This window comes from Brevundimonas sp. UYEF29 (genome assembly GCF_040546195.1).
Classification (GTDB): domain Bacteria; phylum Pseudomonadota; class Alphaproteobacteria; order Caulobacterales; family Caulobacteraceae; genus Brevundimonas; species Brevundimonas huaxiensis.
In genome coordinates this window covers 98,741-123,697 of sequence record NZ_JBEPNH010000006.1, presented here as the reverse complement: position 1 = coordinate 123,697, position 24,957 = coordinate 98,741, and the positions used below count along the sequence as shown (strand labels likewise).

The 24,957-nt window shown below is 68.8% G+C and carries 25 protein-coding genes; 12 read left to right on the top strand and 13 right to left on the bottom strand.

Annotated features, from left to right (window positions below; translation table 11 throughout):
- The first annotated feature begins 36 nt into the window (after window positions 1-36).
- Together ABIB58_RS11185 and bamJ are read left to right on the top strand one after the other, a co-directional pair.
- Window positions 37-1,239, top strand: a complete 1,203-nt coding sequence (locus ABIB58_RS11185; protein ID WP_354040931.1) for a threonine ammonia-lyase — start codon at window positions 37-39, stop codon at window positions 1,237-1,239.
- Window positions 1,220-1,735, top strand: coding sequence for a BamJ family beta-barrel-assembly machinery protein (gene bamJ / locus ABIB58_RS11180; protein ID WP_354040929.1), 516 nt, complete (start codon window positions 1,220-1,222; stop codon window positions 1,733-1,735). Before ABIB58_RS11185 ends, bamJ begins: the two co-directional genes overlap by 20 nt.
- Window positions 1,736-1,900: 165 nt before the next feature.
- Here bamJ and queG read toward each other — a convergent pair whose 3' ends face one another.
- From queG to ABIB58_RS11160, 4 genes are all read right to left on the bottom strand, one after another.
- Window positions 1,901-3,010 carry a tRNA epoxyqueuosine(34) reductase QueG gene (gene queG, locus ABIB58_RS11175; RefSeq protein WP_354040927.1) on the bottom strand — a complete coding sequence of 370 codons (1,110 nt, stop codon included), beginning with the start codon at window positions 3,008-3,010 and terminating at the stop codon, window positions 1,901-1,903.
- 105 nt (window positions 3,011-3,115) lie between these two features.
- A complete protein-coding gene (locus ABIB58_RS11170) occupies window positions 3,116-3,793 on the bottom strand; it encodes a DUF6624 domain-containing protein (RefSeq protein ID WP_045810620.1) in 678 nt (225 codons plus the stop codon).
- 122 nt (window positions 3,794-3,915) lie between these two features.
- Entirely contained in the window at window positions 3,916-4,602 is a 687-nt protein-coding gene (gene fzlA, locus ABIB58_RS11165; protein WP_045810619.1) for an FtsZ-binding protein FzlA, read from the bottom strand.
- A 61-nt stretch (window positions 4,603-4,663) separates the two neighbouring features.
- Window positions 4,664-5,656, bottom strand: coding sequence for a cation diffusion facilitator family transporter (locus ABIB58_RS11160; protein ID WP_354040924.1), 993 nt, complete (start codon window positions 5,654-5,656; stop codon window positions 4,664-4,666).
- Window positions 5,657-5,794: 138 nt separating this feature from the next.
- On the opposite strand from ABIB58_RS11160, the gene ABIB58_RS11155 reads away from it, so the two are divergent.
- From ABIB58_RS11155 to accD, 9 genes are read left to right on the top strand one after another with little or no spacing between them, the layout of a single operon-like run.
- Window positions 5,795-6,595, top strand: a complete 801-nt coding sequence (locus tag ABIB58_RS11155) for an undecaprenyl-diphosphate phosphatase (protein ID WP_112863434.1) — start codon at window positions 5,795-5,797, stop codon at window positions 6,593-6,595.
- Window positions 6,596-6,599: 4 nt separating this feature from the next.
- Entirely contained in the window at window positions 6,600-7,499 is a 900-nt protein-coding gene (locus tag ABIB58_RS11150) for a class I SAM-dependent methyltransferase (protein WP_354040921.1), read from the top strand.
- A gap of 32 nt (window positions 7,500-7,531) precedes the next feature.
- A complete protein-coding gene (locus tag ABIB58_RS11145; RefSeq protein WP_354040919.1) occupies window positions 7,532-8,284 on the top strand; it encodes a pseudouridine synthase in 753 nt (250 codons plus the stop codon).
- 40 nt (window positions 8,285-8,324) lie between these two features.
- Window positions 8,325-8,966, top strand: a complete 642-nt coding sequence (locus ABIB58_RS11140) for a phosphoribosylanthranilate isomerase (RefSeq protein ID WP_354040916.1) — start codon at window positions 8,325-8,327, stop codon at window positions 8,964-8,966.
- A gap of 53 nt (window positions 8,967-9,019) precedes the next feature.
- Window positions 9,020-10,258, top strand: coding sequence for a tryptophan synthase subunit beta (gene trpB / locus ABIB58_RS11135; protein ID WP_354040914.1), 1,239 nt, complete (start codon window positions 9,020-9,022; stop codon window positions 10,256-10,258).
- Window positions 10,255-10,749 carry a hypothetical protein gene (locus ABIB58_RS11130; RefSeq protein ID WP_354040912.1) on the top strand — a complete coding sequence of 165 codons (495 nt, stop codon included), beginning with the start codon at window positions 10,255-10,257 and terminating at the stop codon, window positions 10,747-10,749. Before trpB ends, ABIB58_RS11130 begins: the two co-directional genes overlap by 4 nt.
- Window positions 10,746-11,054, top strand: coding sequence for a hypothetical protein (locus ABIB58_RS11125; protein ID WP_137720820.1), 309 nt, complete (start codon window positions 10,746-10,748; stop codon window positions 11,052-11,054). Before ABIB58_RS11130 ends, ABIB58_RS11125 begins: the two co-directional genes overlap by 4 nt.
- A complete protein-coding gene (gene trpA, locus ABIB58_RS11120; protein WP_295185057.1) occupies window positions 11,051-11,893 on the top strand; it encodes a tryptophan synthase subunit alpha in 843 nt (280 codons plus the stop codon). The genes ABIB58_RS11125 and trpA overlap by 4 nt, the downstream gene beginning before the upstream one ends.
- A 10-nt stretch (window positions 11,894-11,903) precedes the next feature.
- Window positions 11,904-12,794 carry an acetyl-CoA carboxylase, carboxyltransferase subunit beta gene (gene accD / locus ABIB58_RS11115; protein WP_354040909.1) on the top strand — a complete coding sequence of 297 codons (891 nt, stop codon included), beginning with the start codon at window positions 11,904-11,906 and terminating at the stop codon, window positions 12,792-12,794.
- Here accD and ABIB58_RS11110 read toward each other — a convergent pair.
- The gene (locus ABIB58_RS11110) at window positions 12,749-13,192 is read right to left on the bottom strand and encodes a DoxX family protein (protein WP_354040907.1); all 444 of its coding nucleotides are present in this window, start codon (window positions 13,190-13,192) and stop codon (window positions 12,749-12,751) included. The genes accD and ABIB58_RS11110 overlap by 46 nt on opposite strands.
- 36 nt (window positions 13,193-13,228) lie before the next feature.
- On the opposite strand from ABIB58_RS11110, the gene ABIB58_RS11105 reads away from it, so the two are divergent.
- Entirely contained in the window at window positions 13,229-14,515 is a 1,287-nt protein-coding gene (locus tag ABIB58_RS11105; RefSeq protein WP_185225239.1) for a bifunctional folylpolyglutamate synthase/dihydrofolate synthase, read from the top strand.
- On the opposite strand, the gene ABIB58_RS11100 is transcribed toward ABIB58_RS11105, so the two are convergent.
- The 8 genes from ABIB58_RS11100 to ABIB58_RS11065 form a co-directional block, all read right to left on the bottom strand.
- Window positions 14,512-14,697 carry a hypothetical protein gene (locus ABIB58_RS11100; protein ID WP_017506225.1) on the bottom strand — a complete coding sequence of 62 codons (186 nt, stop codon included), beginning with the start codon at window positions 14,695-14,697 and terminating at the stop codon, window positions 14,512-14,514. The genes ABIB58_RS11105 and ABIB58_RS11100 overlap by 4 nt on opposite strands.
- Before the next feature lie 72 nt (window positions 14,698-14,769).
- Window positions 14,770-15,099, bottom strand: a complete 330-nt coding sequence (gene trxA, locus ABIB58_RS11095) for a thioredoxin (RefSeq protein WP_045810610.1) — start codon at window positions 15,097-15,099, stop codon at window positions 14,770-14,772.
- Between the two features lie 116 nt (window positions 15,100-15,215).
- Complete coding sequence (addA, locus tag ABIB58_RS11090) at window positions 15,216-18,638, bottom strand: double-strand break repair helicase AddA (RefSeq protein WP_354040904.1); 3,423 nt, start codon at window positions 18,636-18,638, stop codon at window positions 15,216-15,218.
- Complete coding sequence (addB, locus tag ABIB58_RS11085; RefSeq protein WP_354040902.1) at window positions 18,635-21,685, bottom strand: double-strand break repair protein AddB; 3,051 nt, start codon at window positions 21,683-21,685, stop codon at window positions 18,635-18,637. Before addB ends, addA begins: the two co-directional genes overlap by 4 nt.
- Window positions 21,682-22,377 carry an N-acetylmuramate alpha-1-phosphate uridylyltransferase MurU gene (murU, locus tag ABIB58_RS11080; RefSeq protein WP_039246022.1) on the bottom strand — a complete coding sequence of 232 codons (696 nt, stop codon included), beginning with the start codon at window positions 22,375-22,377 and terminating at the stop codon, window positions 21,682-21,684. Before murU ends, addB begins: the two co-directional genes overlap by 4 nt.
- A 29-nt stretch (window positions 22,378-22,406) precedes the next feature.
- Complete coding sequence (gene amgK / locus ABIB58_RS11075; RefSeq protein WP_354040900.1) at window positions 22,407-23,498, bottom strand: N-acetylmuramate/N-acetylglucosamine kinase AmgK; 1,092 nt, start codon at window positions 23,496-23,498, stop codon at window positions 22,407-22,409.
- Window positions 23,491-24,012: a tRNA (adenosine(37)-N6)-threonylcarbamoyltransferase complex ATPase subunit type 1 TsaE gene (gene tsaE, locus ABIB58_RS11070; protein WP_039246025.1), complete on the bottom strand. Its 522-nt coding sequence runs from the start codon at window positions 24,010-24,012 to the stop codon at window positions 23,491-23,493. The genes amgK and tsaE overlap by 8 nt, the downstream gene beginning before the upstream one ends.
- Complete coding sequence (locus ABIB58_RS11065; protein WP_045810606.1) at window positions 24,009-24,863, bottom strand: GNAT family N-acetyltransferase; 855 nt, start codon at window positions 24,861-24,863, stop codon at window positions 24,009-24,011. Before ABIB58_RS11065 ends, tsaE begins: the two co-directional genes overlap by 4 nt.
- Between the last annotated feature and the right edge of the window lie 94 nt (window positions 24,864-24,957).

Sequence of the window (24,957 nt, the reverse complement as noted above, 5' to 3'; positions counted from 1 at the left end):
CAGTCGTCGAGGCGCGACAGCTCGGAAACGCCCCGCATGACCGTCACCTTCGCCGATATCCAAGCCGCGCGCACCCGGATCGCCGGCGCGGTCGACCGCACTCCGACCCGCTATTCCAGAAAGCTGTCGCAGCTGACGGGGGCCGAGGTCTGGGTGAAGTTCGACAATCTGCAATTCACCGGCAGCTTCAAGGAACGCGGCGCCCTGAACCGGCTGCTGATGCTGAGTCCCGAGGAGATGAAGCGCGGCGTGGTGGCCGCCAGCGCCGGCAACCACGCCCAGGCCCTGGCCTATCACGGCGGACGGCTGGGCGTGCCGGTGACCATCGTCATGCCCGAGGGCACGCCCTTCGCCAAGATCAACGGCACCCGCTCGCACGGGGCGACCGTGGTGATCGAGGGGTTGGATTTCACCGGCTCAACCGAGGCGGCCAAGCGGCTGGAGGCCGAAAAGGGCTACGTCTTCGTCTCGGCCTTCGACGACGAAGGCATCGTGGCGGGCCAGGGCGTCTGCGCGATCGAGCTTCTGGAGGATGCGCCCGAGGTCGAGGCCCTGATCATCCCCATCGGCGGCGGCGGGCTGATCGCCGGCTGCGCCATCGCGGCCAAGGCGATGAAGCCGGACATAAAGGTCTTCGGCGTCGAGGCCGCGCGCTATCCGTCCTTCACCGCCAAACGCGCGGGCCAGCCGCCGATCTGCACCGGCCAGACCATCGCCGAGGGCATCGCCATCAAGGCGGTTGGCGACATCCCCTTCGCCCTGGCCGACCCGCTGGTGGACGAGGTCTTCGTCTGCCAGGAAGCCGACTTCGAACGGGCCGTCGCCACCTATGTCACCTATGAGAAGACCGTGTCCGAGGGCGCCGGGGCAGGCGGTCTGGCCGCGCTTCTGGCCTATCCCGAGCGGTTCAAGGGGATGAAGGTCGGGCTGGAACTGTGCGGCGGAAACATCGATGCACGAATGCTGGCGGTCGTCCTGAACCGCGAGATGGTCCGTGAGCGGCGATTGATCGTCTATCGCATTCTGGGCGACGACCGACCCGGCATGTTGTCGGCCATGGCGGCGGTGATCGGCGGCCTGGGCGGCAACATCATCGACGTGGTCCACAACCGTCTGGCGCTGGACGTGCCGGCCAAAGGCGCCGAGTTCGACATCATGGTCGAAACGCGCGATAGCGCCCACGCCGACGAGATCGGCGAGGCCTTGAAGGAACGCGGCTATGAACTTCGGATGGGGTAAGGCGGCAATCGTCGCGGCCTTCTTGCTGGCGGGCTGCGGCCAGGCCGCGCCGGTCGATCCGAACGCAGGCAAGGCCGAGGCGGCCGCCTTCATGGCCAAAAACGGCAACGAAGAGGGCGTCCAGACCCTGCCCAGCGGCCTGCAATATAAGGTGGTGCAGGCAGGACCGGCCGGCGGCGTCAGCCCGGATCGCAACGACCTGGTGAAGGTCGACTACGAAGGCAAGCTGGTCGACAACAGCGTGTTCGACAGCTCCTTCGCGCGCGGCGCGCCAGCGGTGTTCACGCCCGAGGAAGTGGTCAAGGGCTGGACCGAGGCCCTGCAGAAGATGCGCGTCGGCGACGAATGGCTGCTCTATGTGCCGCCCGAGCTGGGCTATGGCGAGCAGGGCAATCCCAAGATCCCCGCCAACTCCGTACTGATCTTCCGCCTGAAACTGCTGGACGTCGCCAAGGTGCCCGGCGGCGGATCGGGCGTCGGCACGGCGATGGGGTGAGGCCGCGTGATCCGTCTCCTCCCCACTTTGTGGGGAGGTGGCGCGGCGCGTCTTCAGCGCCGTGACGGAGGGGTTCTGTGCCGCATCACAGGCGCCTGTGGGACTTCAAGAGCCCCTCCACCACGCTACGCGCGGTCCCCCTCTCCGCTTCGCAGGGAGGAGACCTTAAGCGCGCCGCCACTCCACCAGAACCCGGGAGTCGGTCTCGGTCGTCGCCTCGGCCAGGGCCGCGAACGCGCCAGCCGGCATCAACTGCGACAAGGCCCAGACGGCGGCGCCGCGCACAAGGGCTGAGGGGTCGTCCAGCAGGGCTTTCGTCGGGGCGACGAGGGTCGCGTCGCCCGAGTTGCCGACGGCGTAGAGGACATTCCGCAGGAAGCGGTCGCGGCCGATCCGCTTGACGGGGCTCTTGGTGAACAGGGCGCGGAAGGCGGCGTCGTCCAGCGCCAGCAGGTCGTGCAGACGCGGGCTTTCAAAGGCCGGGCGGGGCGCCAGCCGGATCTCGCGCGCTTCTTGCGCGAACTTGTTCCAAGGACAGACGGCCAGACAGTCGTCGCAGCCATAGATGCGCGATCCGGTCAGGGTGCGGAACTCGACTGGCCAGGGCCCGGCGAACTCGATGGTCAGGTAGGACAGGCAGCGCCGGGCGTCGAGCTGGAACGGGGCGGGAAAGGCCTTGGTCGGACAGGCGTCTAGACAGGCGGTGCAGCGGCCGCAGTGTTCGGTCTCGGCGGCGTCCGGCTCGATCTCGGCGGCGGTCAGGATGGTGCCCAGGAACAGCCAGTTGCCGTGGGTGCGGCTCAGCAGATTGGTGTGTTTGCCCTGCCAGCCCAGGCCGGCGCGCTGGGCCAGCGGCTTTTCCATCAGGGGGGCGGTGTCGACGAAGACCTTGATGTCGGCCCCGTTGCGGGCCGCGATCTGACCCGCCAGCTGTTTCAGCCGGCCCTTGATGACCTCGTGATAGTCGTCGCCGCGCGCATAGACCGAGATGTATCCGGCCGAACGGTCGGCCAGCTGGTCCAGCGGGTTCTCCTCGGGGCCGTAGTTCATGCCCAGGACGATGGCGGTCCGCGCCTCGTCCCACATGGCGGTGGGATGCTGGCGGCGATCCAGCGTCGTCTCCATCCATTCCATGTCGCCGTGCCGGCCCTCGTCCACGAAGCGCCGCAGCCGCTCGCCCGCCGGCCAGGCGTCGGCGGCCGAGGCGAACCGGCAGACATCGAAGCCCAGCTCGGTCGCGCGCTGGCGGATGAAGGTTTTCAGGCGGTCGGACACGGGGCGGGGATAGCATGAGAGCGCGGACGCGTCTTGAGAGGAGCGACTTGAAGACTGTGCTCGAGTCTGCCTTCGACCCTTAGAGGACCTTCGTCGGCGAGCTTATCAGCAGGTCGGAGGAGCCCGCGTTTTGAAGCTGTCGACATATTCTGCAACCGGCCCGAGACCGACCAAAGCTCGAAATTCGTCGACGCGCTCCGCATCCTCAAGCCGCCAAAGCGTCCACTGACCGGTGCCGTAAGGGCAGGTCATCTGTGTCCCGTATCTCTGAGGTTGATCCCTCGTCATCTGCAGCCGGTCATACATCATGGCGTACTCCGAACCTGCGACTTCCCCGCTAGGCACAAGGTCGGCGAGAATAGGCAGAAAGCGCTCCCACAGCGTCTCATCGCCATGCTGCACAACGAGGAACGCCGACGCGGCTGCGTTGTCGCCGTAGCGACTTTTTCTGAACCAGCCGTCCTCGGGCACCATCGCCAACAACTGCTGCTGGTTTTCGACATCGACCGCCCGTACCTCGGGCCAAAGCGCGCGTCGAACTCGCGCGCGTTCGGGCGGCGGCACGTTCGCCAGAGCCTTCCAAAGACCTTGTCGAGCGGCCTGGTCGATAGCCCCCATGCGCTCCAGGCGTTCTTGATCCGTCTGTGGCGGAGGCAATGCGCTCTGTGCTTCTTTTGCCTCCGCGATGCTGGCGCGTAGCGCGTTCAGGGCCGCTTCAGTTAGGGGATCGGGCGCCGTCGCCTGCGCGACCACAAGCGTAAGCGCTGCAAGATTATGGATCATGACGCCCTCCTTAGAACACCCAATCAGATGGTGCTTAGGATGAGCAGTCAAGGATTGTAAAACTGCGTTTGGTAATGTCCGCTTCCCACCCTAAGCGGTCATCAAGCACGTCGGCTTTGAGTCTAGAAATCCAGGTCCGCATACCACGCCGACGGCGGCACGCCGACGAAGCGGTCGGCGAGCAGGGGGCGGAAGCAGGGGCGGGATTTGACCTTGGAGTACCAGGTCTTCAGGCCGGGCCAGGTCTTCCACTGGATCTCGCCGAAATAGTCCAGCACCGACAGGTGGGCGGCGGCGATCAGATCGGCCTGGGACAGGCGGCGGCCGGCCAGCCAGTCGCGCGCGGCGACCAGGTCCTCCAGCATGGCGAGGTGGGATTTCAGGGCGTCGCGGCCGTCACGCAGGGCGCGGGCTTCGGGCGGGCCCAGCTTGAGCAGGGGTTTTTCCATCCGCTCGTGCAGCAGGACGGCGTCGACCTCGTCCATGAAGCGGCGCTCGAACCAGCCGGTCAGTCGGCGCGCCTCGGCCCGTTCGGCGAGGTCGGCGGGCAGCAGCAGAGGGCCCTTCTGCTGATCCTCTATCCAGCCCAGGATGGCGGGCAGTTCGCACAGCACCAACGGACGGCCGCGATCCATCGTCTGGATCACCGGCGGCAGACCGGACGGGTTGAAGTCATTGACCGGGCAATCGTCTTCCCACGGACGGACCGGCGCATCCGTCCATTCGATCCGCGCCTCTCCCAGCGCCAGTCGCGCGGCGCGCGAGGCGGGCTGGAAGGCGAAGTGGAAGAGAACGCAAGGGTCGGCCATCAGGGGTTGATGCGCCCGGACCCGTTAATGCGCGTTTACTGCATTGAAATTGGACGCAAGGTCAGGACCACGGCCCCTTGGGCGCGGGGCCGGTCGAGGCGGGGGCGGCTTGCGGCTCGGCTGGAGCGGCGGCCGGGAGCGCGGGCTGCGGACGGGCGTGGCCGCGCGGGTCGGCGTGGATCAGGATGTCGGCGGCGGGATACTGGGCCAGCACCCGGTTTTCGGCGGCGACGACGATGGCGTGGGCGGCGTCCAGCGTCTGGTGCGCGTCCAGGTCGACATGCATCTGGATCATCATCACCTGACCGGACATGCGGGTGCGCAGCTGGTGCACGCCAAAGACCTGGGGGTCGGCCAGGACGGCCTTGGTGATGGCGGCGCGGTCGGCCTCGGGCACGGCGCGATCCAGCAGGTGATCGGCGGCGGCCTTCAACATCCCCGTCGCGCCCCAGAACAGCCAGACGGCGACGACGATGCCGGCGGCCGCATCCAGTCCCGGCGCGCCCAGGAAGGCGCCCGAAATCACGCCGATCAGCACCATGACGTTGGCGGCGAGGTCCGCCGCATAGTGGGCGCGGTCGCCGGCGACGGCGAGGGAGCCGGTCTTCTTCAGCGTCTGGGTCTGCATCCACACCAGCCAGGCGGTGATGGCGATGGCCGCGACCATGACCCCCGTGGCCCAAAGGCCGGCGGTGACGGGACGGGGATCGAAGATGCGCTGCACACCCTCCCACGCGATGAAGAGGGCCGAGGCGAAGACCAGTCCGGCCTGGACCAGGGCGGACAGGGCCTCGCCCTTGCCATGGCCATAGCGATGGTTTTCGTCGGCCGGGGCGGCGGCCCAGCGCACGGCGAAGAAGGTGGTCAGGGACGCCGCCAGATCCAGCACCGAATCCGCCAGGGTCGCCAGGATGGAGACCGAGCCTGAAGCGCCGAGCGCAAAGGCCTTCATCGCGATCAGCGCCACCGCGACCCCGACCGACAGGCGGGTGATGCGGCGCGTGGCCAGATGGGCGTCGTCAAGCGAGGCGGGGGCGGGGGCGGGGGTCGTCATTGTCGGCTTCTTCTCGCGCAATCGTGGCTGAAAGCCAACCGCTGGCCCAAACGGGTCGTTCCGTCCGAAACGATCATGCTCTAGGGGGAAGGCATCCGGGCGCGGCGCGTTCCGGGCGCATTGGTTTTCGAGGGTCTCATGTCGGACTGGCTTGCCGCCATCATTCTGGGTCTGGTCGAGGGGCTGACCGAGTTCATTCCCGTTTCGTCCACCGGCCATATGCTGCTCTTGGGCCACTTCATGGGCTTCGAGAGCGCGGGCAAGACCTTCGAGATCGTGATCCAGCTGGGCGCATTGCTGGCCATCGTCAGCGTCTATTTCAAAAAGCTATGGACCCTGGCGACGCGCTGGCCCTTCGACGCCGAGGCGCGCCGGTTCCTGATCGGGCTGCTGGTCGCCTTCGCGCCGGCCGTCGTGATCGGTTTCCTGGCCTATGACTTCATCAAGACGGTGCTGTTCGAGACGCCGCAGGTGGTGTGCATCGCCCTTATCGTCGGCGGGGTGATCCTGCTGCTGCTGGACCGGATGGACAAAAAGCCCAGGTGGCTGGACGCCGAGGCCTATCCGATGCGCATCTATTTCCTGATCGGCCTGTTCCAGTGCCTGGCCATGATCCCCGGCGTGTCGCGGTCCGGCGCCACCATCGCCGGCGGCCTGCTGCTGAAAACCGACAAGCGGTCGGCAGCCGAGTTCAGCTTCTTTCTGGCCCTGCCCACCATGGGGGCGGCGGTGGCCTATGACCTGCTGAAGAACCACAAGACGCTGGATTTCAGCGACATCGGCCTGATCGTCGTGGGCTTTGTCGTGGCCTTCATCTCGGCCCTGGCTGTGGTGCGGTTCCTGCTGGATTTCGTATCCAAGCGGGGCTTCGGCGTCTTCGCCTGGTGGCGGATCGTGGTCGGGGTCGTGGGTCTGGCGCTGTTGCAGGCGGGGTTCTGAGACCATGACCACGCTTCTGTATGGCCGCCCTCCGGTCATCTTCGATCCGCCCGGCGATGCGATCCAGACCTCGCCCCTGATCCCCGACTCGGCGGCGCTGGAGGCGCAGGACCCCGGCTCGGCCGACAGCGTCATGATCTACGCCCCGCCCGGCGTGCTGGAGCGGCGCTATGTGCTGGCCCTGGCGCTGAGGGCGCTGAAGGTCGGCGGACGGCTGGACGTGATGGCGCCCAAGGACAAGGGCGGATCACGCCTGGGCAAGGAACTGAAGACGTTCGGCCTGGAGGTCGCCGAGACCGCCAAGGCGCATCATCGCCGCTGCGTCGTCATTCGACCCGAAACGGTCGAGGGGCTGGACGAGGCCATCGCCGCCGGCGGGCCGCAGATCGTGCCGGGACTGGAAGCCTGGTCGCAGCCCGGCGTATTCGCCTGGGACCGGATCGATCCGGGTTCGGCGCTGCTGGCCGAACATCTGCCGGCGATGAAGGGCGAGGGGGTCGATCTGGGCTGCGGCTATGGCGCGCTGTCGATCGTGGTGCTGCGCTCGCCCGCCGTGACCAAGCTGAAGATGGTCGATCTGGATCGCCGCGCCATCCAGGCCGCTCGCCGCAATATCGAGGACGACCGCGCCAAGGTGTGGTGGTCTGACGCCCGCACCTTGGAGGCCGAGGGCGACAAGGATTTCGTGGTCAGCAATCCGCCCTTCCACGACGGCGGGGCCGAGGACCGGCGGCTGGGTCAGGCCTTTATCCGCAAGGCGGCCGAGCTTCTGAAAAAGGGCGGCGTCGCCTGGGTCGTGGCCAACCGGCACCTGCCGTATGAGGCCGAGCTGAACGCGGCGTTCAAGCGGGTCCGGCTGGTCGCCGAGGCGGGCGGCTACAAACTGTTCGAGGCGGTGAAGTGACTGCGCTCAAACAGTCCGAAGGGCGGTAGCGCATGAATAAGGTCCCGACGTCGAGGGTCGACCGCCTGCTGGGCTCGATGGGCTATGGATCACGCGCCGAGATGGCGCGGATGGCCAAGGCGGGCGGCATCGTGCTGGATGGGGCGGACCTGACGGACGTGTCCAAACGCATCCCCGTGACGCCGGACCTGCCGAGCCGGATGGAGATCGACGGCGAGCCTCTGGACCCCGTGCAGGGGCTGGTGATCCTGCTGAACAAGCCGCTGGGCATGACCTGTTCCCACAAGGAAGAGGGGGCCCTGGTCTATGACATCCTGCCGGGGCGCTGGCGGGCGCGCGATCCTGCCATCTCGACCATCGGACGGCTGGACAAGCAGACGACGGGTCTGCTGCTGCTGACGGACGACGGCGACCTGCTGCACCGGGTGATCAGTCCCAAACGTCATGTGGCCAAGGTTTACCGGGCGGGTCTGGCGCGACCGCTGACGGGCACGGAAGGCGCGCTGTTCGCTTCGGGCGAGCTGGTGCTGGAGGGCGAGGACAAGCCATTGGCGCCGGCGGTGCTGGAGGTGGTTTCGCCGACCGAGGCCCTGCTGACCGTGACGGAAGGCCGCTATCACCAGGTGCGGCGCATGTTCGCCGCCGCCGGAAACCATGTCGAGACCCTGCATCGCGAACGGCTGGGCGGACTGGTCCTGCCTGCCGATCTGGCGCCCGGTCAGTGGCGCCTCGCGACGATGGACGAGGTCGCCTCGATTTTTTCGGCGCCCGAGCGCGTGGGTTGAAGCTCTTGACGCCCGCGGGATCGGACGCGCAGGTCGAGGGATGACCACCAAGATCAAGATCTGCGGCCTGACCATGCCGGAAACGCTGGACGCTGCGCTGGAGGGCGGGGCGGATTTCGTGGGGGCGGTGGTGTTTCCAAAAAGCCCGCGCCATCTGGAGCCCGAAGCCGCCACCGCTTTGTTCGAGCGGGCGCGGGGGCGGGCGAAGATCGTGGCGGTGACGGTCGATCCCGACGACGCCCTGCTGCAACAGATCGCCCGGACGCTGAGGCCCGACTTCATCCAGTTGCACGGGTCTGAGACGGCGCAGCGGGCGGAACAGGTGCGGGCGCTGACGGGGACGGGGGTGATCAAAGCCTTGCCCATCCGCCAGGCGGACGACTTCGCCGCCGCCGATGCGTGGGATGATCATGCCGATCATCTGATGTTCGACGCCAAGCCGCCGGAGGGGTCGGCCCTGCCCGGCGGGGTGGGGCACAGCTTCGACTGGACCCTGTTGGCCGGCCGCGCCTTTCGCCATCCGTGGTTCCTGGCCGGGGGGCTGAACCCGGACAATGTGGCCGAGGCGCTGAGGATGACGGGCGCGCCCATGGTCGATGTGTCCTCTGGCGTGGAAAGCGCGCCGGGTGTTAAGGACGCCGACCGGATCGCGGCCTTCATCCAAAATGCGCGCCGGTCGTAATTGCGACGCCTCTCCGCGTGAAAGTCGAAACCGTGAACGCCCAGACTCCCATCATGGCCCCAATCCAAGCCGCCGATTCCACCCAGCCGCTGTCGAACGCCTATGCCTGGCCGGACGCGCAGGGTCGCTTCGGTCCGTATGGCGGTCAGTTCGTGGCCGAGACCCTGATGCCGCTGATACATGAGCTGGACGCGGCCTACAAGGCGGCCAAGGCGGACCCCGGTTTCCAGGCCGAACTGGACGGTTATCTGGAGCATTACGTCGGTCGCGAGAGCCCGCTGTATTTCGCCGAACGCCTGACCGAACATTTCGGCGGGGCGAACATCTGGCTGAAGCGCGAGGACCTGAACCATACGGGCGCGCACAAGATCAACAACTGCATGGGCCAGATCCTGCTGGCCCGTCGCATGGGCAAGACGCGCATCATCGCCGAGACCGGCGCGGGGCAGCACGGCGTGGCCTCGGCGACCGTGTCGGCGCGGTTCGGCCTGCCCTGCACCGTCTATATGGGCGCGGTGGACGTGGAGCGGCAGCAGCCGAACGTCTTCCGCATGCGTCTACTGGGTTCGGAAGTCTTCTCGGTCACGGCCGGCGCCGCGACCCTGAAGGATGCGATGAACGAGGCGATGCGCGACTGGGTCACCAACGTCTCGGACACCTATTACATCATCGGCACGGCGGCGGGTCCGCACCCCTATCCGGCAATGGTCCGCGATTTCCAGTCGGTGATCGGCAAGGAGATCAAGAGCCAGTCGATGGCCCGGATGGGCAAGCTGCCCGAAGCGGTGGTCGCCTGCATCGGCGGCGGGTCGAACGCCATCGGCGCTTTCCACCCCTTCATCGAGGACGAGGGCGTGCGCCTGATCGGCGTCGAAGCGGCCGGCCATGGTCTGGATACGCCGGATCACGCGGCCTCGCTGAAGGGCGGGCGGTCGGGCGTGCTGCACGGCAACCGGACCTATTTGCTTCAGGACGAGGACGGCAACATCGTCGAGGGGCACTCGATCTCGGCCGGGCTGGACTATCCCGGCATCGGGCCGGAACACGCCTGGCTGCACGACATCGGCCGGGCCGAATACCGCTCGGCGACTGACAATGAGGCGCTGGAAGCCTTCCAGCTATGCTCGAAGCTGGAAGGCATCATTCCGGCGCTGGAACCGGCCCACGCCCTGGCGCGGACGGGCGAAGTGGCGCGCGAAGTCGGCAAGGGCGGCGACGTCGTCCTGCTGATGTCGGGGCGCGGCGACAAGGACATCTTCCAGGTCGCCAAACATCTGGGAGTGAACCTGTGATCCGTACCCTTCTTGCGGCGACCGCCGTTCTGAGCCTGTCCGCCGCCGTTGCGCAGGCCCAGACGCCTAGCCAGACGCCGGCCCCCGCTGCGCCGCAGTCGGCGCAGCAGGGCGGTCCGGCCGACGTCGGCCTGCTGCCCGGCGCGGAGCTGTCGCCCGATTGCGGGGGGCTGAACAATCTGACGGGGCGGGCCTGGTGCGTGACCGCACAGCTGGGCCAGATCGGCGCCTTGGCCGACGCCTATATCGCCGATCTGGAGACCAAGAACTGGCTGGCCGCCGGCGGCGACGACAACCGCGTCGTCTTCATCAAGCGCCGCGAGGCCGGCGGCTGCGACGGGATGCAGATGGTCGCCTTCTACGACACCACAAAGACCGCCGTCGCCGAGCTGCCCGGCTATCTGGGCTTCGCCACCATTCCGGGCGACGTGTGCGCGGCTGCTGCGGCCGCGACCCCGCCCGTCGGTCAGGTTCCGGCGCAGCCGCAATGAACCGCGTTGCCATCGTTGGCTTGATGGCTTTGCTGGTTTCGTGTGCGTCATCACCACCCGAAAATTCGGTGCAGGCGGTAAACCTAGTGATTGCTCGGTCGGCTGATATTGCCGTCTGTGACAAGGCCGGAAATATGCGATTTATAGAACGTGCATTTGTGCGCGATCAGATGGTGTGTGATCGGCGCCTGATCCCATCAGGATTTGATATCGCCTACGGCTCTCGATGCTATCCGATCACAGACTTCCAATGGTTTGCAGCATCCCTAGAGACGCCGCGAAAATCTTGTCAGGCAATCTCATGACCACCGCCCGTATCGATGCGCGCTTCAAGGCGCTGAAGGCCGAGGGCCGTGCGGCCTTCATTCCCTATGTGATGGGCGGCGATCCGTCGCGCGAAGAGGCGCTGGAGATCCTGAACGGCCTGCCGGCTGCGGGCGCCGACATCATCGAACTGGGCTTTCCGTTCAGCGATCCGATGGCCGAGGGGCCGCCGATCCAGCGGGCGGCGATCCGGGGCATGGCGGCGGGTTTCGGCCTGCGCTCGACCATGGATCTGGCCAGAGAGTTCCGTCAGGGCGACGACGCGACGCCGATCGTGCTGATGGGTTATCTGAACCCGATCGAGAGCCTGGGCTATGACGCCTTCGCCGCCTATGCCGCTGACTGCGGCATCGACGGGCTGATCGTGGTGGACTGTCCGCCGGAAGAGGCCGGACCGCTGATCGAGGCGCTGGACAAGGTTTCGATCTCGCTGATCCGCCTGGCGACGCCGACCTCGGACGACGAGCGGCTGAAGATCGTGGTCCAGGGCACGTCGGGCTTCGTCTATTACGTCGCCGTCGCGGGCGTGACGGGCGTCAAGGAAGCGAACGCCGACGTGGTGGCGCCAGCCGTCGAGCGGGTGCGCAAGTCTTCGGGCCTGCCGGTCGCGGTCGGCTTCGGGGTCAAGACGCCGGAACGGGCCGCCGAGATCGCCCGCGTCGCCGATGCGGTGGTCGTGGGTTCGGCCCTGGTGGACGAGGTGGCGGCGGCGCTGGAGGCGAACGAACCCGTCGCGGCGCGCGTTCTGGCCCGGGTGAAGGCGCTGGGCGATGCGGTTCGATCCGTCGCCGCTAGTGCTTCCGTGGCGGAAACCGTCTAAGAGCGCGCGGATGAACGACAAGACCAAGCCTCAGGAAAAGCGCGGCGGCTGGCTGAGCCGCTTTGCGCCCGGCGTGCGCAAGATCGTGTCGCGCCGCGACACCCCGGACAATCTGTGGGTCAAGGATCCCGACAGCGGCGAGATGCTGTATCGCTCGGACCTGGAGGCCGCCCTTTGGGTGACGCCTTCGGGCCGGCATATGCGCATCGACGCGACGACGCGCCTGAAGGCCACCTTCGACGACGGCGTCTTCCAGTCCATCGACACGCCGGACGTGCCGGAAGATCCGCTGAAATTCTCGGACGGCAAATCCTACAAGGATCGTCTGAACGCCGCGCGCAAGGCCGCGGGCCGCAAGGACACCATGGCCATCGGCTATGGTTCGGTCGGCGGTCAGGACGCGGTCGTGATCGTCCAGGACTTCACCTTCATGGGCGGGTCGCTGGGCATGGCGGCGGGAGAGGCCTTCATCAAGGCGGCGCGCGAGGCGGTCAGCCGCAAGGTTCCGCTGGTCTGTTTCACCGCCGCCGGCGGCGCGCGGATGCAGGAGGGCGCCCTGTCGCTGATGCAGATGGCGCGCACCACCCTGGCCATCGAAGAGCTGAAGGACGCCAGACTGCCTTACGCCGTGGTCCTGACGGATCCGACGACGGGCGGGGTGACGGCCTCCTACGCCATGCTGGGCGATGTGCATCTGGCCGAACCCGGCGCCCTGATCGGCTTCGCCGGTCCGCGCGTGATCGAGGCGACCATCCGCGAGAAACTGCCGCCCGGCTTCCAGCGCGCCGAATATCTGCAGGAAAAGGGCATGGTGGACCGGGTCGTGACCCGCGCCGACCTGCCGCGCACCTTGGGTCAGATCCTGTCCATGCTGATGGGCGGGACGCGCGCCGCCGCCTGAGACCGTCTGAAGGGCCAGTCGATCGCGGTCGAGGCCCACAGGCACCACCAGACGATGACCGGCTGAAACAGCAGGCGCGGGCCGTGATAGGCCCAACCTAGCCCTGCGCCCGACGTCATGAAGTTCACGGCATGCTGGATGTTGGCCGGATAGACACAGACGGCGTAGGCGGCCAGCGCCCAACCGGCGGCGACCCGCAGGCGCGGGATCATCAGACCCGTCGCGCCCAGCAGTTCGGCGATCCCCGTCAGGGCCACGACCAGGGCCGGCTGCGGAACCCACGCCGGCGTGATCCGCACGAAAGGGCCGGGGACCATCAGATGCAGCACGCCGGCGCCCAGGAAGACGGCCGCGAGGACGAGGCGCGCCGCGGTTCTGATCTGCGGCCTGGAAGTCATGTCGCGGTTCTCGAAATCAGGAGGTAAAGGAGGCGGATGGATCCCGTCTCCGAACGATTACGCGCGCGCCACCCCCAGCGGATCGACCTTTCGTTGGAAAGAATGCGCGTGCTGTGCGCGGCCCTTGGCGATCCGCAGCACAAGCTGCCGCCGGTGATCCATGTGGCGGGCACCAACGGCAAGGGATCGACCGTAGCGCTGATCCGCGCCATCGCCGAGGCGGCGGGGTTGAAGGTGCACGCCTACACCTCGCCCCATCTGGTGCGGTTTAATGAACGGATCCGGCTGGCCGGAACGCTGATCGAGGACGACCATCTGAACGCGATCCTGGACCGGATCGAGGCGGTCATGGCCGAGACGGACAGCGAGGCCACGGTGTTCGAAAGCACCACCGCCGCCGCCTTCCTGGCCATGTCCGAGACGCCCGCCGATCTGGCCATCATCGAAGTGGGTCTGGGCGGGGTGCTGGACGCCACAAACGTCATCGAACGGCCGCTGCTCAGCGTCATCGCGCCGGTCGATTACGACCACGCGGAGTTCCTGGGCACGGATCTGGCCGCCATCGCCTCGGAAAAGGCAGGGGTGCTGAAGGCTGGAGCGCCGGCCGTGATCGCGCGCCAGAAGGAAGAAGCGATGGCCGCCATCGAACGACGGGCGACGGACGTCCATGCGCGGCTGACCGTTCTGGGCGTGGACTTCGACGCCTGGGCCGAGCGGGGCGGTCTGGCGTTCCAGACGGCCGAACTGTTCATGGACCTGCCGGCGCCGGCCCTGGCAGGCGCGCACCAGATCGACAATGCGGCCCTGGCCGTGGCGGCGGCGGTCGAACTGGACCTGCCCGAGGCCGCGATCGCCGAAGGGCTGAAACGCGTGCGCTGGCCCGCACGGCTGCAACGGATTTCGGGCGGCCCCTATGGCGCTGCGGCCAAGGCGGCGGAGGCGGAGCTATGGCTGGACGGGGGGCACAATCCCCATGCGGCGCGGGCGCTGGCGGCGTTTCTGGCCGAGCGTCAGGCGCGGGCGCCGCGTCCCCTGGCCCTGATCTGCGGAATGCTGTCAAACAAGGACGCGGGCGGGTTCTTCGCCGCGCTGAAGGACAGCCACGCCACCGTCTTCACCGTCGGCTTCGACGGGGCCGCAGCCGAGCCGACGGCGCTGGCGGCCGTGGCGCGCGGGCATGGGCTGGCGGCGACCCCGGCGGGTTCGGTTTCCGAGGCGCTGGACCTGGCGCTGCGCCTGGGAGCGGGCCGGGTCGCCATCTGCGGCTCGTTGTATCTGGCCGGCGAGGTCCTGGGCGCCAGCGAGGAGACCTGGCCGATCTAGCGCGTCATCCAGGGCTTGGACTTGCCGGCGGCGATGCGGGCGGCCTGTTCGCGCTGGAAGCGACCGCCGCGCGGCGGCTTGGCGCGCGCATCCAGCTTGGCGGTCTTCAGGCGCAGAGCCTTCTGGACCGGGGTCTCGCCGGGGATGTCGTCAGCCGGGTTCGGGGTGTCTTCGTCGCTCATGGCGCCATCCTAGCATGAAAAACGCCCGCCGGTCGGACCGGCGGGCGTTTGATCTGACAGGGTCGAAAAGGCTCAGGCCTTGACGCCGGCCTCGGCCAGCCATTCGACGATCTTGCCCTTGGGCATGGCGCCGACCTTCATCGAAGCCATCTGGCCGTCCTTGAACAGCATCAGGGTCGGAATGCCCTTCACGCCCAGCTTGGACGGGGTAATGGGGCTGTCGTCGATGTTGATCTTGGCCACGGTGACCTGACCGCCCAGTTCGTCGGCGATCTGTTCCAACGCCGGGCCGATCTGTTTGCAGGGGCCGCACCATTCGGCCCAGAAATCGACCAGGACCGGGGTCGAGGATTTCAGGACGTCGGCGTCAAAGCTTTCGTCGGTGACTTTCACTGTCGCCATGAATGGCTCCTTGGGCGCTATCGCTCGGCGCGCGGCGCCTCGCTGCTTGAGCGCAGGTTGATGTTGGCCGGAGCGTCCGGGTTCGGTCGCAGATGTGGGAGCGAATCGCGGGCAATTCAACTGCCCGCGAGCGCCGCCGCCAGCAGGGTTTCGGGAATGGGCATCAGCTTGGGCCCGTCGGTCCAGACCAGGGCGGCCTCGACCGGGCGATCGGGATAGAGGCGCTTCAGCACGGCGACATAGACGGCGGCCTGCAGCACATAGGCGGGATCGACCGCCTCGACGGCGTCTGGCGCAGGGCGGTTGGTCTTGTAATCGACGACCAGAACCCGTTCCGGCGTGACCACCAGCCGATCGATGCGGCCGTTGATGGCGACGCCGGGCGGCAGGTCGGGCGCGGACCCCGTCAGGGCGACTTCGGCGCGGGAGCCGGGACCGAAGACGGGGGCGAAGCGGGCGTCGTCCAGCACGGAGAAGGCGGCGGCGATCATCTCGGCGCGCTGGGCCTCGTCCAGATCGGTCTCGCGGGCCAGCAGGCGTCGGGCGGCGTCGGGGCGGTCGGCGGGCGCGATCTCGGGCAAGCGTTCCAGCAGCCGGTGGATCAGGTCGCCGCGCCGGAACCGGCCCAGCGCGGCGCCGCCGGCCGCGCTGCGGGCGAGGGGCGAGGGGGCGGGTATGCGGACCTGGCCCTCCATCCGCGACGGCGAGGCGAAGCGGGCGGCGGCGTCGGCCGGCGGCGGCGAGGCGGCCCAGGCGGGCAGGGCGGAGACGGGCTGCACTTCATCGGCGGCGACCGGGCGACGCTCGGGGTCGACGCCATAGCGACGCACGCCGTTCTCGACCTCGCGCACCTGATCGCCCAGGCGGTCGAAGGTTTCCTCAAGGATCGACCACCAGCTGCCGGCCTCGGCGCCCCGGCTGGAGGCGCGGCCCATGACGATGACGCGGTCGCGCGCGCGGGTCAGGGCGACATAGAGCAGGCGCAGGGTCTCGTCGTCGGTGCGGGCCTGGCGCGCGGCGCGGGCGTCGGCCGAGGCCGGGCAGTCGTCCTTCGCCGAGCCGGGCGCCATCAGCCAGGCCTCCCCTTCGCCCTCCGGCGTGACCGCAGGCATCAGGGACGGACCTTGCGCCTTCGCCTTCATGGTGGTGTCGGGCAGGATGACGATGGGCGCCTCCAGACCCTTGGCGCCGTGGACGGTCATGACGCGGACCTCGCCGCGGGCGCCCTCCAGTTCGCGCTTCACCTCGACGTCGGCGGCCTCCAGCTGCGCCAGACAGGTTTCCAGATCGATCGCGCCACGATTTTCAGCGGCCAGAGCCTGGTTCAGGGTCTCGTCTATGGCTTCTTCGGCCTCGCGCCCCAGCCGGGCCAGGATGCGGGCGCGGCCCGACCGCCCCGTATCGTCCACCCGGTTCAGGGCCTGAGAGAAGAAGGCGAAGGGATCGCCGTCGCGCGCGTCGATGGCGGCCTGCAACGCATCACGGGCGCGGGCCCATTCAGGGCGTTCGTGCGCCCGGTCGCGCAGGTCGCGCCACAGCTGGCCGGCCTTGCGGTTCTCGCGCCCGGCCAGCGCATACAGGCCGTCCTCGTCCACATCGCACAGCGGGCTGCGCAGCACCTCGGCCAGGGACAGGTCGTCGTCGGGGAAGAGGGCGAAACGTGCCAGCGAGATCAGGTCGTCGAAAACGATATGGCTGGACAGCTTCAGCCGGTCCGCGCCGGCGACGGGCAGCCCTTCGGTCTTCAGCGCCCTGATGATCTCCTCGAACGTCGCGTCGCGGCGGCGGACCAGGACGATGTAGTCGCCATAGCCGGCTGGGCGCAGGTCGCGGGTGCTGCGATCGAAGACGGCGACGCCGCTTTCGACCTGGCGGCGGATCTCGCGGGCCAGGTCGCGGGCCAGGCGTTTCCTGGCGCTGCCGGCGCCTTCCTGATCGACCGGATCGTCCCAGGCGTCGGTTTCGGGCGCGGGCTCGTCGAGGAACAGGGGCCACAGGTCGATTGCGCCGTGCTGTCCGATGCGGGCGGGCAGGTGTCGAGCGATATCGCCCTGCGGGCCGGTCAGGGCGCGAGTGCGGTCGGGGTCGGCGAAGACGGCGTCGACGAAGGCCAGCAGCTCTTCGGTCGAACGGTAGGAGGTGTTCAGTTCCGGCCCGGCGAACGGTTCGCCGGCGCCCTCGGCCAGAGCGAGGAAGGCGCCGCGTTCCTGGCGCAGCCGTTCGGGTCGCGCGCCCTGGAAGGAATAGATCGACTGTTTCTCGTCGCCGACGGCGAAGACGGTGCGGCCGGACTTTTCGCCGGAGTAGAACTCGCCGGTCAGGGCGCGCACGATGGCCCATTGTTCGGGGGCGGTATCCTGGGCCTCGTCGATCAGAACATGATCGACCCCGCCGTCCAGCTTGTACAGCACCCAGGCGGCGGCGCCGCTTTGGGTCAGCAGGGCGGCGGCGCGCGCGACTAGGTCGGGGAAGTCCAGCGCCCCGCGCTGGGCCTTGGCCGCTTCGTAAAAGGCGGCGTGGGCGCGGGCCAGGGTCAGGACCTTGACCGTATCGTCGGCGACCTTGGCCTTGCGCAAGGCCTCGCGCGTGGCGAGGAATTTGGTCTGGAGGTCCAGCAGCCAGCCGACCGCCCCCTGCGGCCCCGACTTTGTGCCCATGCTCTTTCGCGGTTCGCCCGCCTGGGTGCAGAAGACCCCGGCAAGGGCTGCGAACCCGGCGTAGGGCGGGGCGGCGACGCTCATGGCGTCGGCGATCTTCTTGTCATTGGCCGAGCCGGTTTCCATGGCCTCGGCCATGCGGTTCCACTCGCCGGGATCGATGAAGGCGACGAAGTCGCGCTCCAGATCCTCCGGGCTACGGTCACGCTCGGCGCCGGTTAGGGCCCAGGGATCGGGCGCAGTCCCGGCCTCGGCCCGGTCGATATAGTCCAGCAGATCGGCGCGTCTGGCCTCGATCATCGACAGCAGGGCCTGGAACCGCGGCCAGTCCAGCTCGACGGCGAAATGGCTGTAGGCCTGGCCGATGGGGCCGTCCGGATCGGCGACGGCGGCGCGGGCCAGATCTTCGCGCGCGGCATGGCTGAGCGCGGTCGCGGCCTGGTCTTCCAGCACGGTGAAGCGGGGCGAGACCCCAGCCTCCAGCGGGAACCGGCGCAGCAGTTTTTCGCAGAAGGCGTGGATGGTCTGAATCTTCAGTCCGCCGGGCGTTTCCAGCGCGCGGGCGAACAGCTTGCGCGCGCGGGAAAGGGCTTGGCCGTCGAGAGTTTTTGGGTCGCCGTCGTCCAGTTTCGCGACCTTTTTGGACAGCTCTTCGTCGTCCAGCACGGCCCAGCCGCCCAGTTGGTCGAACAGCCGGGCCTGCATCTCGGCGGCGGCGGCCTTGGTGTAGGTGACGCACAGGATGGCGCCGGGATCGACCTGATCCAGCAGCAGTCGCGCCACCCGGTTGACCAGGGTGGTGGTCTTGCCCGAACCGGCGTTGGCGGTGACGAAGACGGTCAGGCGCGGGTCGGCGGCGACGATCTGGGGGGCGATGCTCATTCTTCGTCCCCGTCGCCGATCACCGACCATTCCCAGACGCGGGCCAGATGATCGTAGTTGCCGCCCTGATTGCCCATGAACTGGGGCGCGGCCCAGGAAACGTAAGGCGTGTTCTCGTCGTCGAAACGCGCGACCCGGCGCTTCAGACCTTCCAGCGCCGCCTGGGCCAGGTCGGCGGCCTCGAGGCCCGAGGCGCGGGTGACGACTTCGCCCGCCATCTTGCGCCCCACCACGCGGACATAGGTCAGTTCGTCGGGCGTGACCGGACCGTTGGTGTCCTTGAACCCCCCGTCGGTCAGGATGGCGGCGGTCAGGGTCAGCTGCGGCGCGAAGCCGGACTTGACCTGTTTGGCGGACGGCGCCGCCCCGGTCTTGAAGTCCAGGACCGCCGCGCCGTCCGATGCCAGTTCGATGCGGTCGGCGAAGGCCTTGACGGTGAAGGGGCCGGCCGGGGCGTCGAAGGTCATCGTCCCCTGCTGTTCCACCAGGATGTCGACGCCGCGCGCCCGACGTCGACGCTCGAACTCGGTCAGCCAGCGGGCGCAGTTGCGGGCCAGCGGCGCCTCGCGCGCCATGGCCGCGTCCTCGAACCCGCGCGCGCCCAGTTCGCGCAGCAGATGGTCGTGCAGGATGGCCTCGCAGTCGTCAGGCAGGGCGTTCGGCCAGTCCAGCGTCAGCCGTTCGATGGCGGCGTGGACGGCGTTGCCGCGAGCCAGCGCTTCGGCGGACGCGCCGGGCCGCTTCATCGCCTCCAGCCCCAGCACCCACAGGGCGTAGATGGCGTAGGGATCGCGCACCCAGCGTTCGATGCGGGTGACATACAGGCTGCGCGGACGGCGATGCACCGGCGGGCGCGGCTCCGGTCGTTTGGCGAACCGGGGCGGGCCGGGCGGGGGCGCGTCCAGGGCGCGGGCCCAGTCCAGCACGATCGTGGGACGCGGCAAGGCCACGCCGGCCCCGCGCGTCAGCATCTCCAGCCGCCACAGCCAGCGCGAGCGGACGGCGGGCTGGCCGCCGCGCCGCTCGCTGTGGATCAGGATGACCTCGTCGGCGCATGCGGCCTGGACGAAATCCTGCGCCGTCTGGCCCAGGCGACGTTCGGGCGGCGGCAGACCCAGCGCCTTTCGCATCGGGCGCGACAGAAAGGGGTCGGTCGGCGCCGCCTGGGGCCAGACGCCTTCCTCCAGCCCGGCCAGGATCATCCGGTCCGCCCTGACCAAGCGCGCCTCGATGGCCCCCAGAATGCGCAGCGACGGATGGGTCGCCCCGCCGGTCCGCACGACGTTTTCCTTAACCACGGACGTGACCAGTTCGGCCAGTTCCGCGCGGCGGATACGACCGAGCGACGCCCCGCCCTCGATCAGGCCGGACAACAGGGCGGCGGCGGCCTCGCCGTCGGGACCGGCCCAGGCGTTCTGGCCGGCCAGGGTTTCGATCAGCCGGGTCAGGACCGAGGCGGCGACGTTCAGATCCGCGCCGGGCGTGAAGGCGGCAGTCGCGGTCTCGATGGCGGCCTGAAGCTGATCGACCAGGCGGGTCGCGGCCGACAGCCGGGCCTGTTTCCACTCGGGCGGGGCCTTGCCGCGCCGGTCGGGCTGAACCGCCTCCAGCAGGCGGCGATGGATGGCGGCGAAGTCGCGCGGGCGGGGGCCGCGCAGGGCGTGTTCTTCCAGCGCGGCGACGGCTGCCGCTTGAGAGGCGTCGCCCAGGTCGAACCGGACCAGCGGATGTTTGACCACAGCGAGCAGCAGATGCGGCTGGACCGGATCGGCGATCCAGCGCGCACACAGATCGACCAGGGCGCCGGCGGGCAGGCGCGACAGGGGGGCGCCGGCGGACGAATCTGAGATGACGCCCCAGCGTTCCAACCGGGCGGCGACGCGGCGACCCAGGGCCTGATCCGGCGTGACCAGGGCGCAGGTCTTGCCGGGTGTCTCCAGCGTCTCGCGCATCATCAGGGCGATGGCGGCGGCGGCCTCTTCCTCGGCGCGCACGCTCAGCAGTGACAGGCCCTGCAGCCCTTCGGCGATGGGGTCGCGCGCCTCACTGCGCGCGGCGGCCGCCGAGCGGATGTCGCGGATGGCGCGGCGCCAGTCATCGGTGGCCTCGGCGGGGCGCAGGGCCTCGTTGACGAGCCGCTGGCGCGCCAGTCCGCGCGCCTCGACGGCCGGGGAGACGGCGGGCCGGAACCAGGGGCGGACGCTCTCGCGCGCGATCTCGCAGCGGTCCAGCAGCCGCTTCATCGCGCTTTGCGGATGTTGTTCGTCCAGCCGGTCCCAGACGCCGGCGTCCAGATCCAGGTCGAGGCCGGGCAGGACGACGCAGCCCAGCGGCGCCCGCGCCACGGCCTTCAGCACGTCGCCGGCGGCGGGAACCGTGCCGGTCGAACCGGCGGCGATGACGGGCTGGCGCGGCGGCTCGCGGTCCCACAACTCAGCGAGGCGGCGCAGCAGGGTCGCGCGGCGCCAGGCCGGATCGACCAGACCCAGCTCGGCCAGACGCTTCGGCCAGGCCTCGACCGCCAGACCCAGGAACTCGGCCGACTGTTCCCAGTGTTCGGCCATTTCGCCGTCGACCAGGGTCGCGATCCGCTCGGGGTTCTGAATCTCTTCCAGTTGACAGGAATCGAGGAAGCCGCCCAGCGCATCGGCCAGATCCAGCGCGCGCATCGGGCTCAGGGACGCATCGAACTGTTCGACGATCATCCGCGCCATCTCGAAACGGCGCGTCAGGGCGGGGATGGCGGGCGGCAGGTCCAGACCCAGGGCTCCGGGCGTGAAGGGCGGCTCGTCTTCCTCCAGATCACCCAGCGGCCGCACCTGGGGCAGCAGGATGGGGCGACCCTGCGACAGCTTGGACAGGGCGCCGGTGAACGCGCGCGCGGCCCTGCGGTTGGGCAACAGGATGGTGGCGTCCGACAGGGTTTCGGGCGGCAGATCGCCCAGCCAGGCCAGCACCCCGGCGGACAGGTCCTCAAGGAACGGCCGGTGCGCAGGGATGGCGTACCAGCGCGGCGTGTCGCCAAAGAAGGGATCGAAGGCGCTCACGCGTCTCCCGCCAGTTTCGCCTCGGCGTCATCGCGCGCCTGCGGGTCGCCGACGTGCATCCAGTCGCCGTCCAGGACGCAGCCGAACAGACGGCCCTCGGCGGCGGACTTGCGCCAAAGGGGGCTGAGGGAGAAGGGCCCGTCGGGGCCGTGATCGGCATAGCCGGGCCGGGTGATGTGGACGCCCATATAGGCGAACGGCGCGGAGGGGGCGTCGCCACGGAACGTCAGCGTCCCGTCGTCGGCCATGAAGAAATCGCCGTCGCCCTCAAAGCCGATGGAGCCTTCGCGGCGGGCCAGCAGCAGGGCGGCGTCCATTGTCTCGGGATTCCACAGGCGGACGATGTCGGCAAGCGCATCGCCGTGATCGATCCAGACGCTGTCGATATTGGCGACGAAGACGGGATCGTCGCCCAGCAGGGCGCGGGCCTTCTTCAGCCCGCCGCCGGTCTCCAGCAGTTCGGCGCGTTCGTCGGAAATGACGATCTGCGGCCGGCGTCCGCGCGCGGCCAGATGGCCTTCCAGCCGGTCGGCGAACCAGTGGACGTTGACCACCGCCTTCTCGACCCCGGCCTCGGCCAGCCGGTCCAGCACATGGTCGATCAGGGCGCGGCCCTGCACCTCGACCAGGGCCTTGGGCCGGTCGTCGGTCAGGGGGCGCATTCGGGTGCCCAGGCCGGCGGCGAGCACCATTGCGGTCTTGGGAGCCGTCTTGGGGGCGGTCATGCGCGCACCTCGGCAGGGACGTGGCGGTCGAACCAGCGGGCGACGGGCGCCAGGGCCGGCTGGTTCAGATTGGCGTTCAGGTGCCGCCACATGCGCGGCAGGAACTGGCGGTAACGGGGCTTGCCGTCGCGTGCGATCAACCGGGCGAAGATGCCGATGATGCGCGTCTCGTTCAGCGCCGCCAGACCCGCATAGTCGGCCATGAAGGCCGCGCGATCCACGCTGGGACGCAGGTCGAAATAATGATCCAGCGCTTGCGCTTCCAGCGTGGGGGAGACGTCGCGGCGGGCATCTTGCAACAGCGAGTGCAGGTCCCAGCTCGGGTGGGCGCGCACGGCGTCCTGGAAGTCGATCATGCCGACGCGGGCGGCGCCGTCGCGCTGGGGCAGCCAGATCAGGTTTTCCGCGTGATAGTCGCGGTGGGCCATGACCGACGCCCCGGCCGCGCCCGAGGCGACGATCGGCGCCCAGGCGGTGCGCCAGTCGGCGATGGCGGCGGCGTCGAAGCGGACCCGATCGTCGAGCTTCGGCAACCATTCGACGAACAGATCGGCCCCGCCTTGAAGCGCCGTCTCGTCATACGTCAGCAGCGGCCAGTCGCCGCCGGGGCCGTGCAGGGTCTCGGGCGGCGTCCCGGCGTCGTGCAGAACGGCCAGGGCCTCGATGGCGGCCAGATAAAGCGGCGTCTCGTCGGCGCCGTCCGCGATCACGCGGGCGAACAGGTCGTCGCCGAAATCCTCAAGCACGGCCAGGCCGTTGGCGGCGTCCAGGGCCGGGATCTCAGGGGCGGACAGGCCAAGGGACTTCAGATGGGCGGCGACGGCGGCGAAGGCCTCGATCCGGCCGGCGGACAGGCGGGCGACGGCGTTCCAGCCGGCGGCGTGACGCTGCTCGGGCGTCCAGCGCGGATCGCACGGCCGGTTTTCGGCGGCGGGCGCCTGATCCATCAGCATCAGGGTTGGGCCGGTCGTCGGCGTCAGCCGCTCATACCGCCGCGTCGAGGCGTCGCCGGGCAGGGGGGCGCGCACGGCGTCGGCCAGGCCGGCGGCCTTCAGGAAGTCGAGACGGAGGGTTTCGCGGTCAGACATGCAGATCCTTCAGCCCCGTCTCCCATCGGCCTACGCCGGAAACGGTCGCAAGCCTTCCTTGCAGAGCCCTATCGACGGGCTCGCGGAGCCCGTCTGCTTGAGGGCGTTCCGAGGCCGCGTCGAGCGTGATCTCGGACAGATGAATGATGAGCTGGTCCGGCCCCAGAAACCGGCCGGGATCGTCGCCAAGACGCTCGGGCCATTCGATGACGGCGCATCCCTCGTCCAGCGCCTCGTCCAAGCCGATCTCGAACGCCTCTTCCGGCCGGGTCAGGCGATAGAGGTCGAAATGGGCGACGGGCGGGTCGCTTTCGTAGAACTGAACCAGGGTGAAGGTCGGGCTGGGCACGTCCTCGTCCGGCGTGGTCAGGGCGCGGATCAGGCCGCGCGCCAGGGTCGACTTGCCCATGCCCAGCGGACCGTAGAGCAGCAGACTGTCGCCCGCCGCCAGCAGGGGGGCGATGGCCTGGCCCAGGGCGGTGGTGGCCTCGGCGTCGGGCAGTTCGATCTTCATGGGAACACCGCGTCACGATCGGCGGCCAGGGTGCGTTCGGTGAAGGTTTTCAGCGCCTCGGTGGCCTTGGCCGCGTCCACGTCCAGCCGCTCGGACGGAATGGGCAAGCCGACATCGACGCCGAACGGCTTGCCTTCCTTGTTCAGCAACTCGTGGAACAGGGTCACGTCGCGCAGCTCCTGCGAGACCTTGTCGAACAGGTGAAACAGCCGGCTGTACGGGCCGGTGACGTGAATGGGTACGACCGGCGCGTCATACTTGCGCGCCATCGAGGCGGCGGTCGGGGCCCATTCGGGATCGGTCAGGACGCCGTTCTTCTCGCGCGCCAGACGGCCGGCGGGGAACATGACGACGCAGCGTTCGGCCTCGAACGCTTCCTTGGCGGCGTTCAGGGTGGCGCGGGTCTTCTCGCGGGTGCGTTTGTCGTGGACCCATTCGACGGGGATGATGGTCTCGTTCAGCCGGGGCGAGACGCGGATGGCGTCGGCGTTGGCGAAAAAGATCATGTCTGTGCGTCGTTGTTTGATCGCGTCGAACACGGCGACCCCGTCGGCGATGCCGGTGGGGTGGTTGCAGACGACGACGCAGCGGCCGGTCGCCGGCAGACGGTCCAGGTTTGTCGTCGTCACCTTCAGCCTCAGCAGGTCCCAGACGTAATCGAAGGTCTCGGTCCCCGACAGGTCGCGGATGGCGTCGGCCATTCGCACCGCCGCCCCATAGCCCAGCACGCCGTAAAGCGCCGGCCGCACGACCGGCCACAACGGCGAGGCGGTCAGGCGCGGCGCGCGTTCGGCGATCAGCACATCGACGATGTGGGGCTGACGGCGGGCAGGAAGGGTGGCGGCGGTCATGAAAGATCGCTTGTCGCCGGTTCGGTCGGAGGGGGCAAGATGCGCGGCGTCCTAGACGCTTGGCGATCGGGCGGGCGGCCCCTATCACTGGAGA

What these genes read in the sequence shown, in the direction of transcription:
- ABIB58_RS11185 (WP_354040931.1), top strand. Translation starts at nt 37, where the DNA reads ATGACCGTCACCTTCGCCGATATCCAAGCCGCGCGCACCCGGATCGCC.
- bamJ (WP_354040929.1), top strand. Translation starts at nt 1,220, where the DNA reads ATGAACTTCGGATGGGGTAAGGCGGCAATCGTCGCGGCCTTCTTGCTG.
- ABIB58_RS11170 (WP_045810620.1), bottom strand. Translation starts at nt 3,793, where the DNA reads ATGATCCATAATCTTGCAGCGCTTACGCTTGTGGTCGCGCAGGCGACG.
- fzlA (WP_045810619.1), bottom strand. Translation starts at nt 4,602, where the DNA reads ATGGCCGACCCTTGCGTTCTCTTCCACTTCGCCTTCCAGCCCGCCTCG.
- ABIB58_RS11160 (WP_354040924.1), bottom strand. Translation starts at nt 5,656, where the DNA reads ATGACGACCCCCGCCCCCGCCCCCGCCTCGCTTGACGACGCCCATCTG.
- ABIB58_RS11155 (WP_112863434.1), top strand. Translation starts at nt 5,795, where the DNA reads ATGTCGGACTGGCTTGCCGCCATCATTCTGGGTCTGGTCGAGGGGCTG.
- ABIB58_RS11150 (WP_354040921.1), top strand. Translation starts at nt 6,600, where the DNA reads ATGACCACGCTTCTGTATGGCCGCCCTCCGGTCATCTTCGATCCGCCC.
- ABIB58_RS11145 (WP_354040919.1), top strand. Translation starts at nt 7,532, where the DNA reads ATGAATAAGGTCCCGACGTCGAGGGTCGACCGCCTGCTGGGCTCGATG.
- ABIB58_RS11140 (WP_354040916.1), top strand. Translation starts at nt 8,325, where the DNA reads ATGACCACCAAGATCAAGATCTGCGGCCTGACCATGCCGGAAACGCTG.
- trpB (WP_354040914.1), top strand. Translation starts at nt 9,020, where the DNA reads ATGGCCCCAATCCAAGCCGCCGATTCCACCCAGCCGCTGTCGAACGCC.
- ABIB58_RS11125 (WP_137720820.1), top strand. Translation starts at nt 10,746, where the DNA reads ATGAACCGCGTTGCCATCGTTGGCTTGATGGCTTTGCTGGTTTCGTGT.
- trpA (WP_295185057.1), top strand. Translation starts at nt 11,051, where the DNA reads ATGACCACCGCCCGTATCGATGCGCGCTTCAAGGCGCTGAAGGCCGAG.
- accD (WP_354040909.1), top strand. Translation starts at nt 11,904, where the DNA reads ATGAACGACAAGACCAAGCCTCAGGAAAAGCGCGGCGGCTGGCTGAGC.
- ABIB58_RS11110 (WP_354040907.1), bottom strand. Translation starts at nt 13,192, where the DNA reads ATGACTTCCAGGCCGCAGATCAGAACCGCGGCGCGCCTCGTCCTCGCG.
- ABIB58_RS11105 (WP_185225239.1), top strand. Translation starts at nt 13,229, where the DNA reads ATGGATCCCGTCTCCGAACGATTACGCGCGCGCCACCCCCAGCGGATC.
- ABIB58_RS11100 (WP_017506225.1), bottom strand. Translation starts at nt 14,697, where the DNA reads ATGAGCGACGAAGACACCCCGAACCCGGCTGACGACATCCCCGGCGAG.
- trxA (WP_045810610.1), bottom strand. Translation starts at nt 15,099, where the DNA reads ATGGCGACAGTGAAAGTCACCGACGAAAGCTTTGACGCCGACGTCCTG.
- addA (WP_354040904.1), bottom strand. Translation starts at nt 18,638, where the DNA reads ATGAGCATCGCCCCCCAGATCGTCGCCGCCGACCCGCGCCTGACCGTC.
- murU (WP_039246022.1), bottom strand. Translation starts at nt 22,377, where the DNA reads ATGGTGCTCGCCGCCGGCCTGGGCACCCGAATGCGCCCCCTGACCGAC.
- amgK (WP_354040900.1), bottom strand. Translation starts at nt 23,498, where the DNA reads ATGTCTGACCGCGAAACCCTCCGTCTCGACTTCCTGAAGGCCGCCGGC.
- tsaE (WP_039246025.1), bottom strand. Translation starts at nt 24,012, where the DNA reads ATGAAGATCGAACTGCCCGACGCCGAGGCCACCACCGCCCTGGGCCAG.
- ABIB58_RS11065 (WP_045810606.1), bottom strand. Translation starts at nt 24,863, where the DNA reads ATGACCGCCGCCACCCTTCCTGCCCGCCGTCAGCCCCACATCGTCGAT.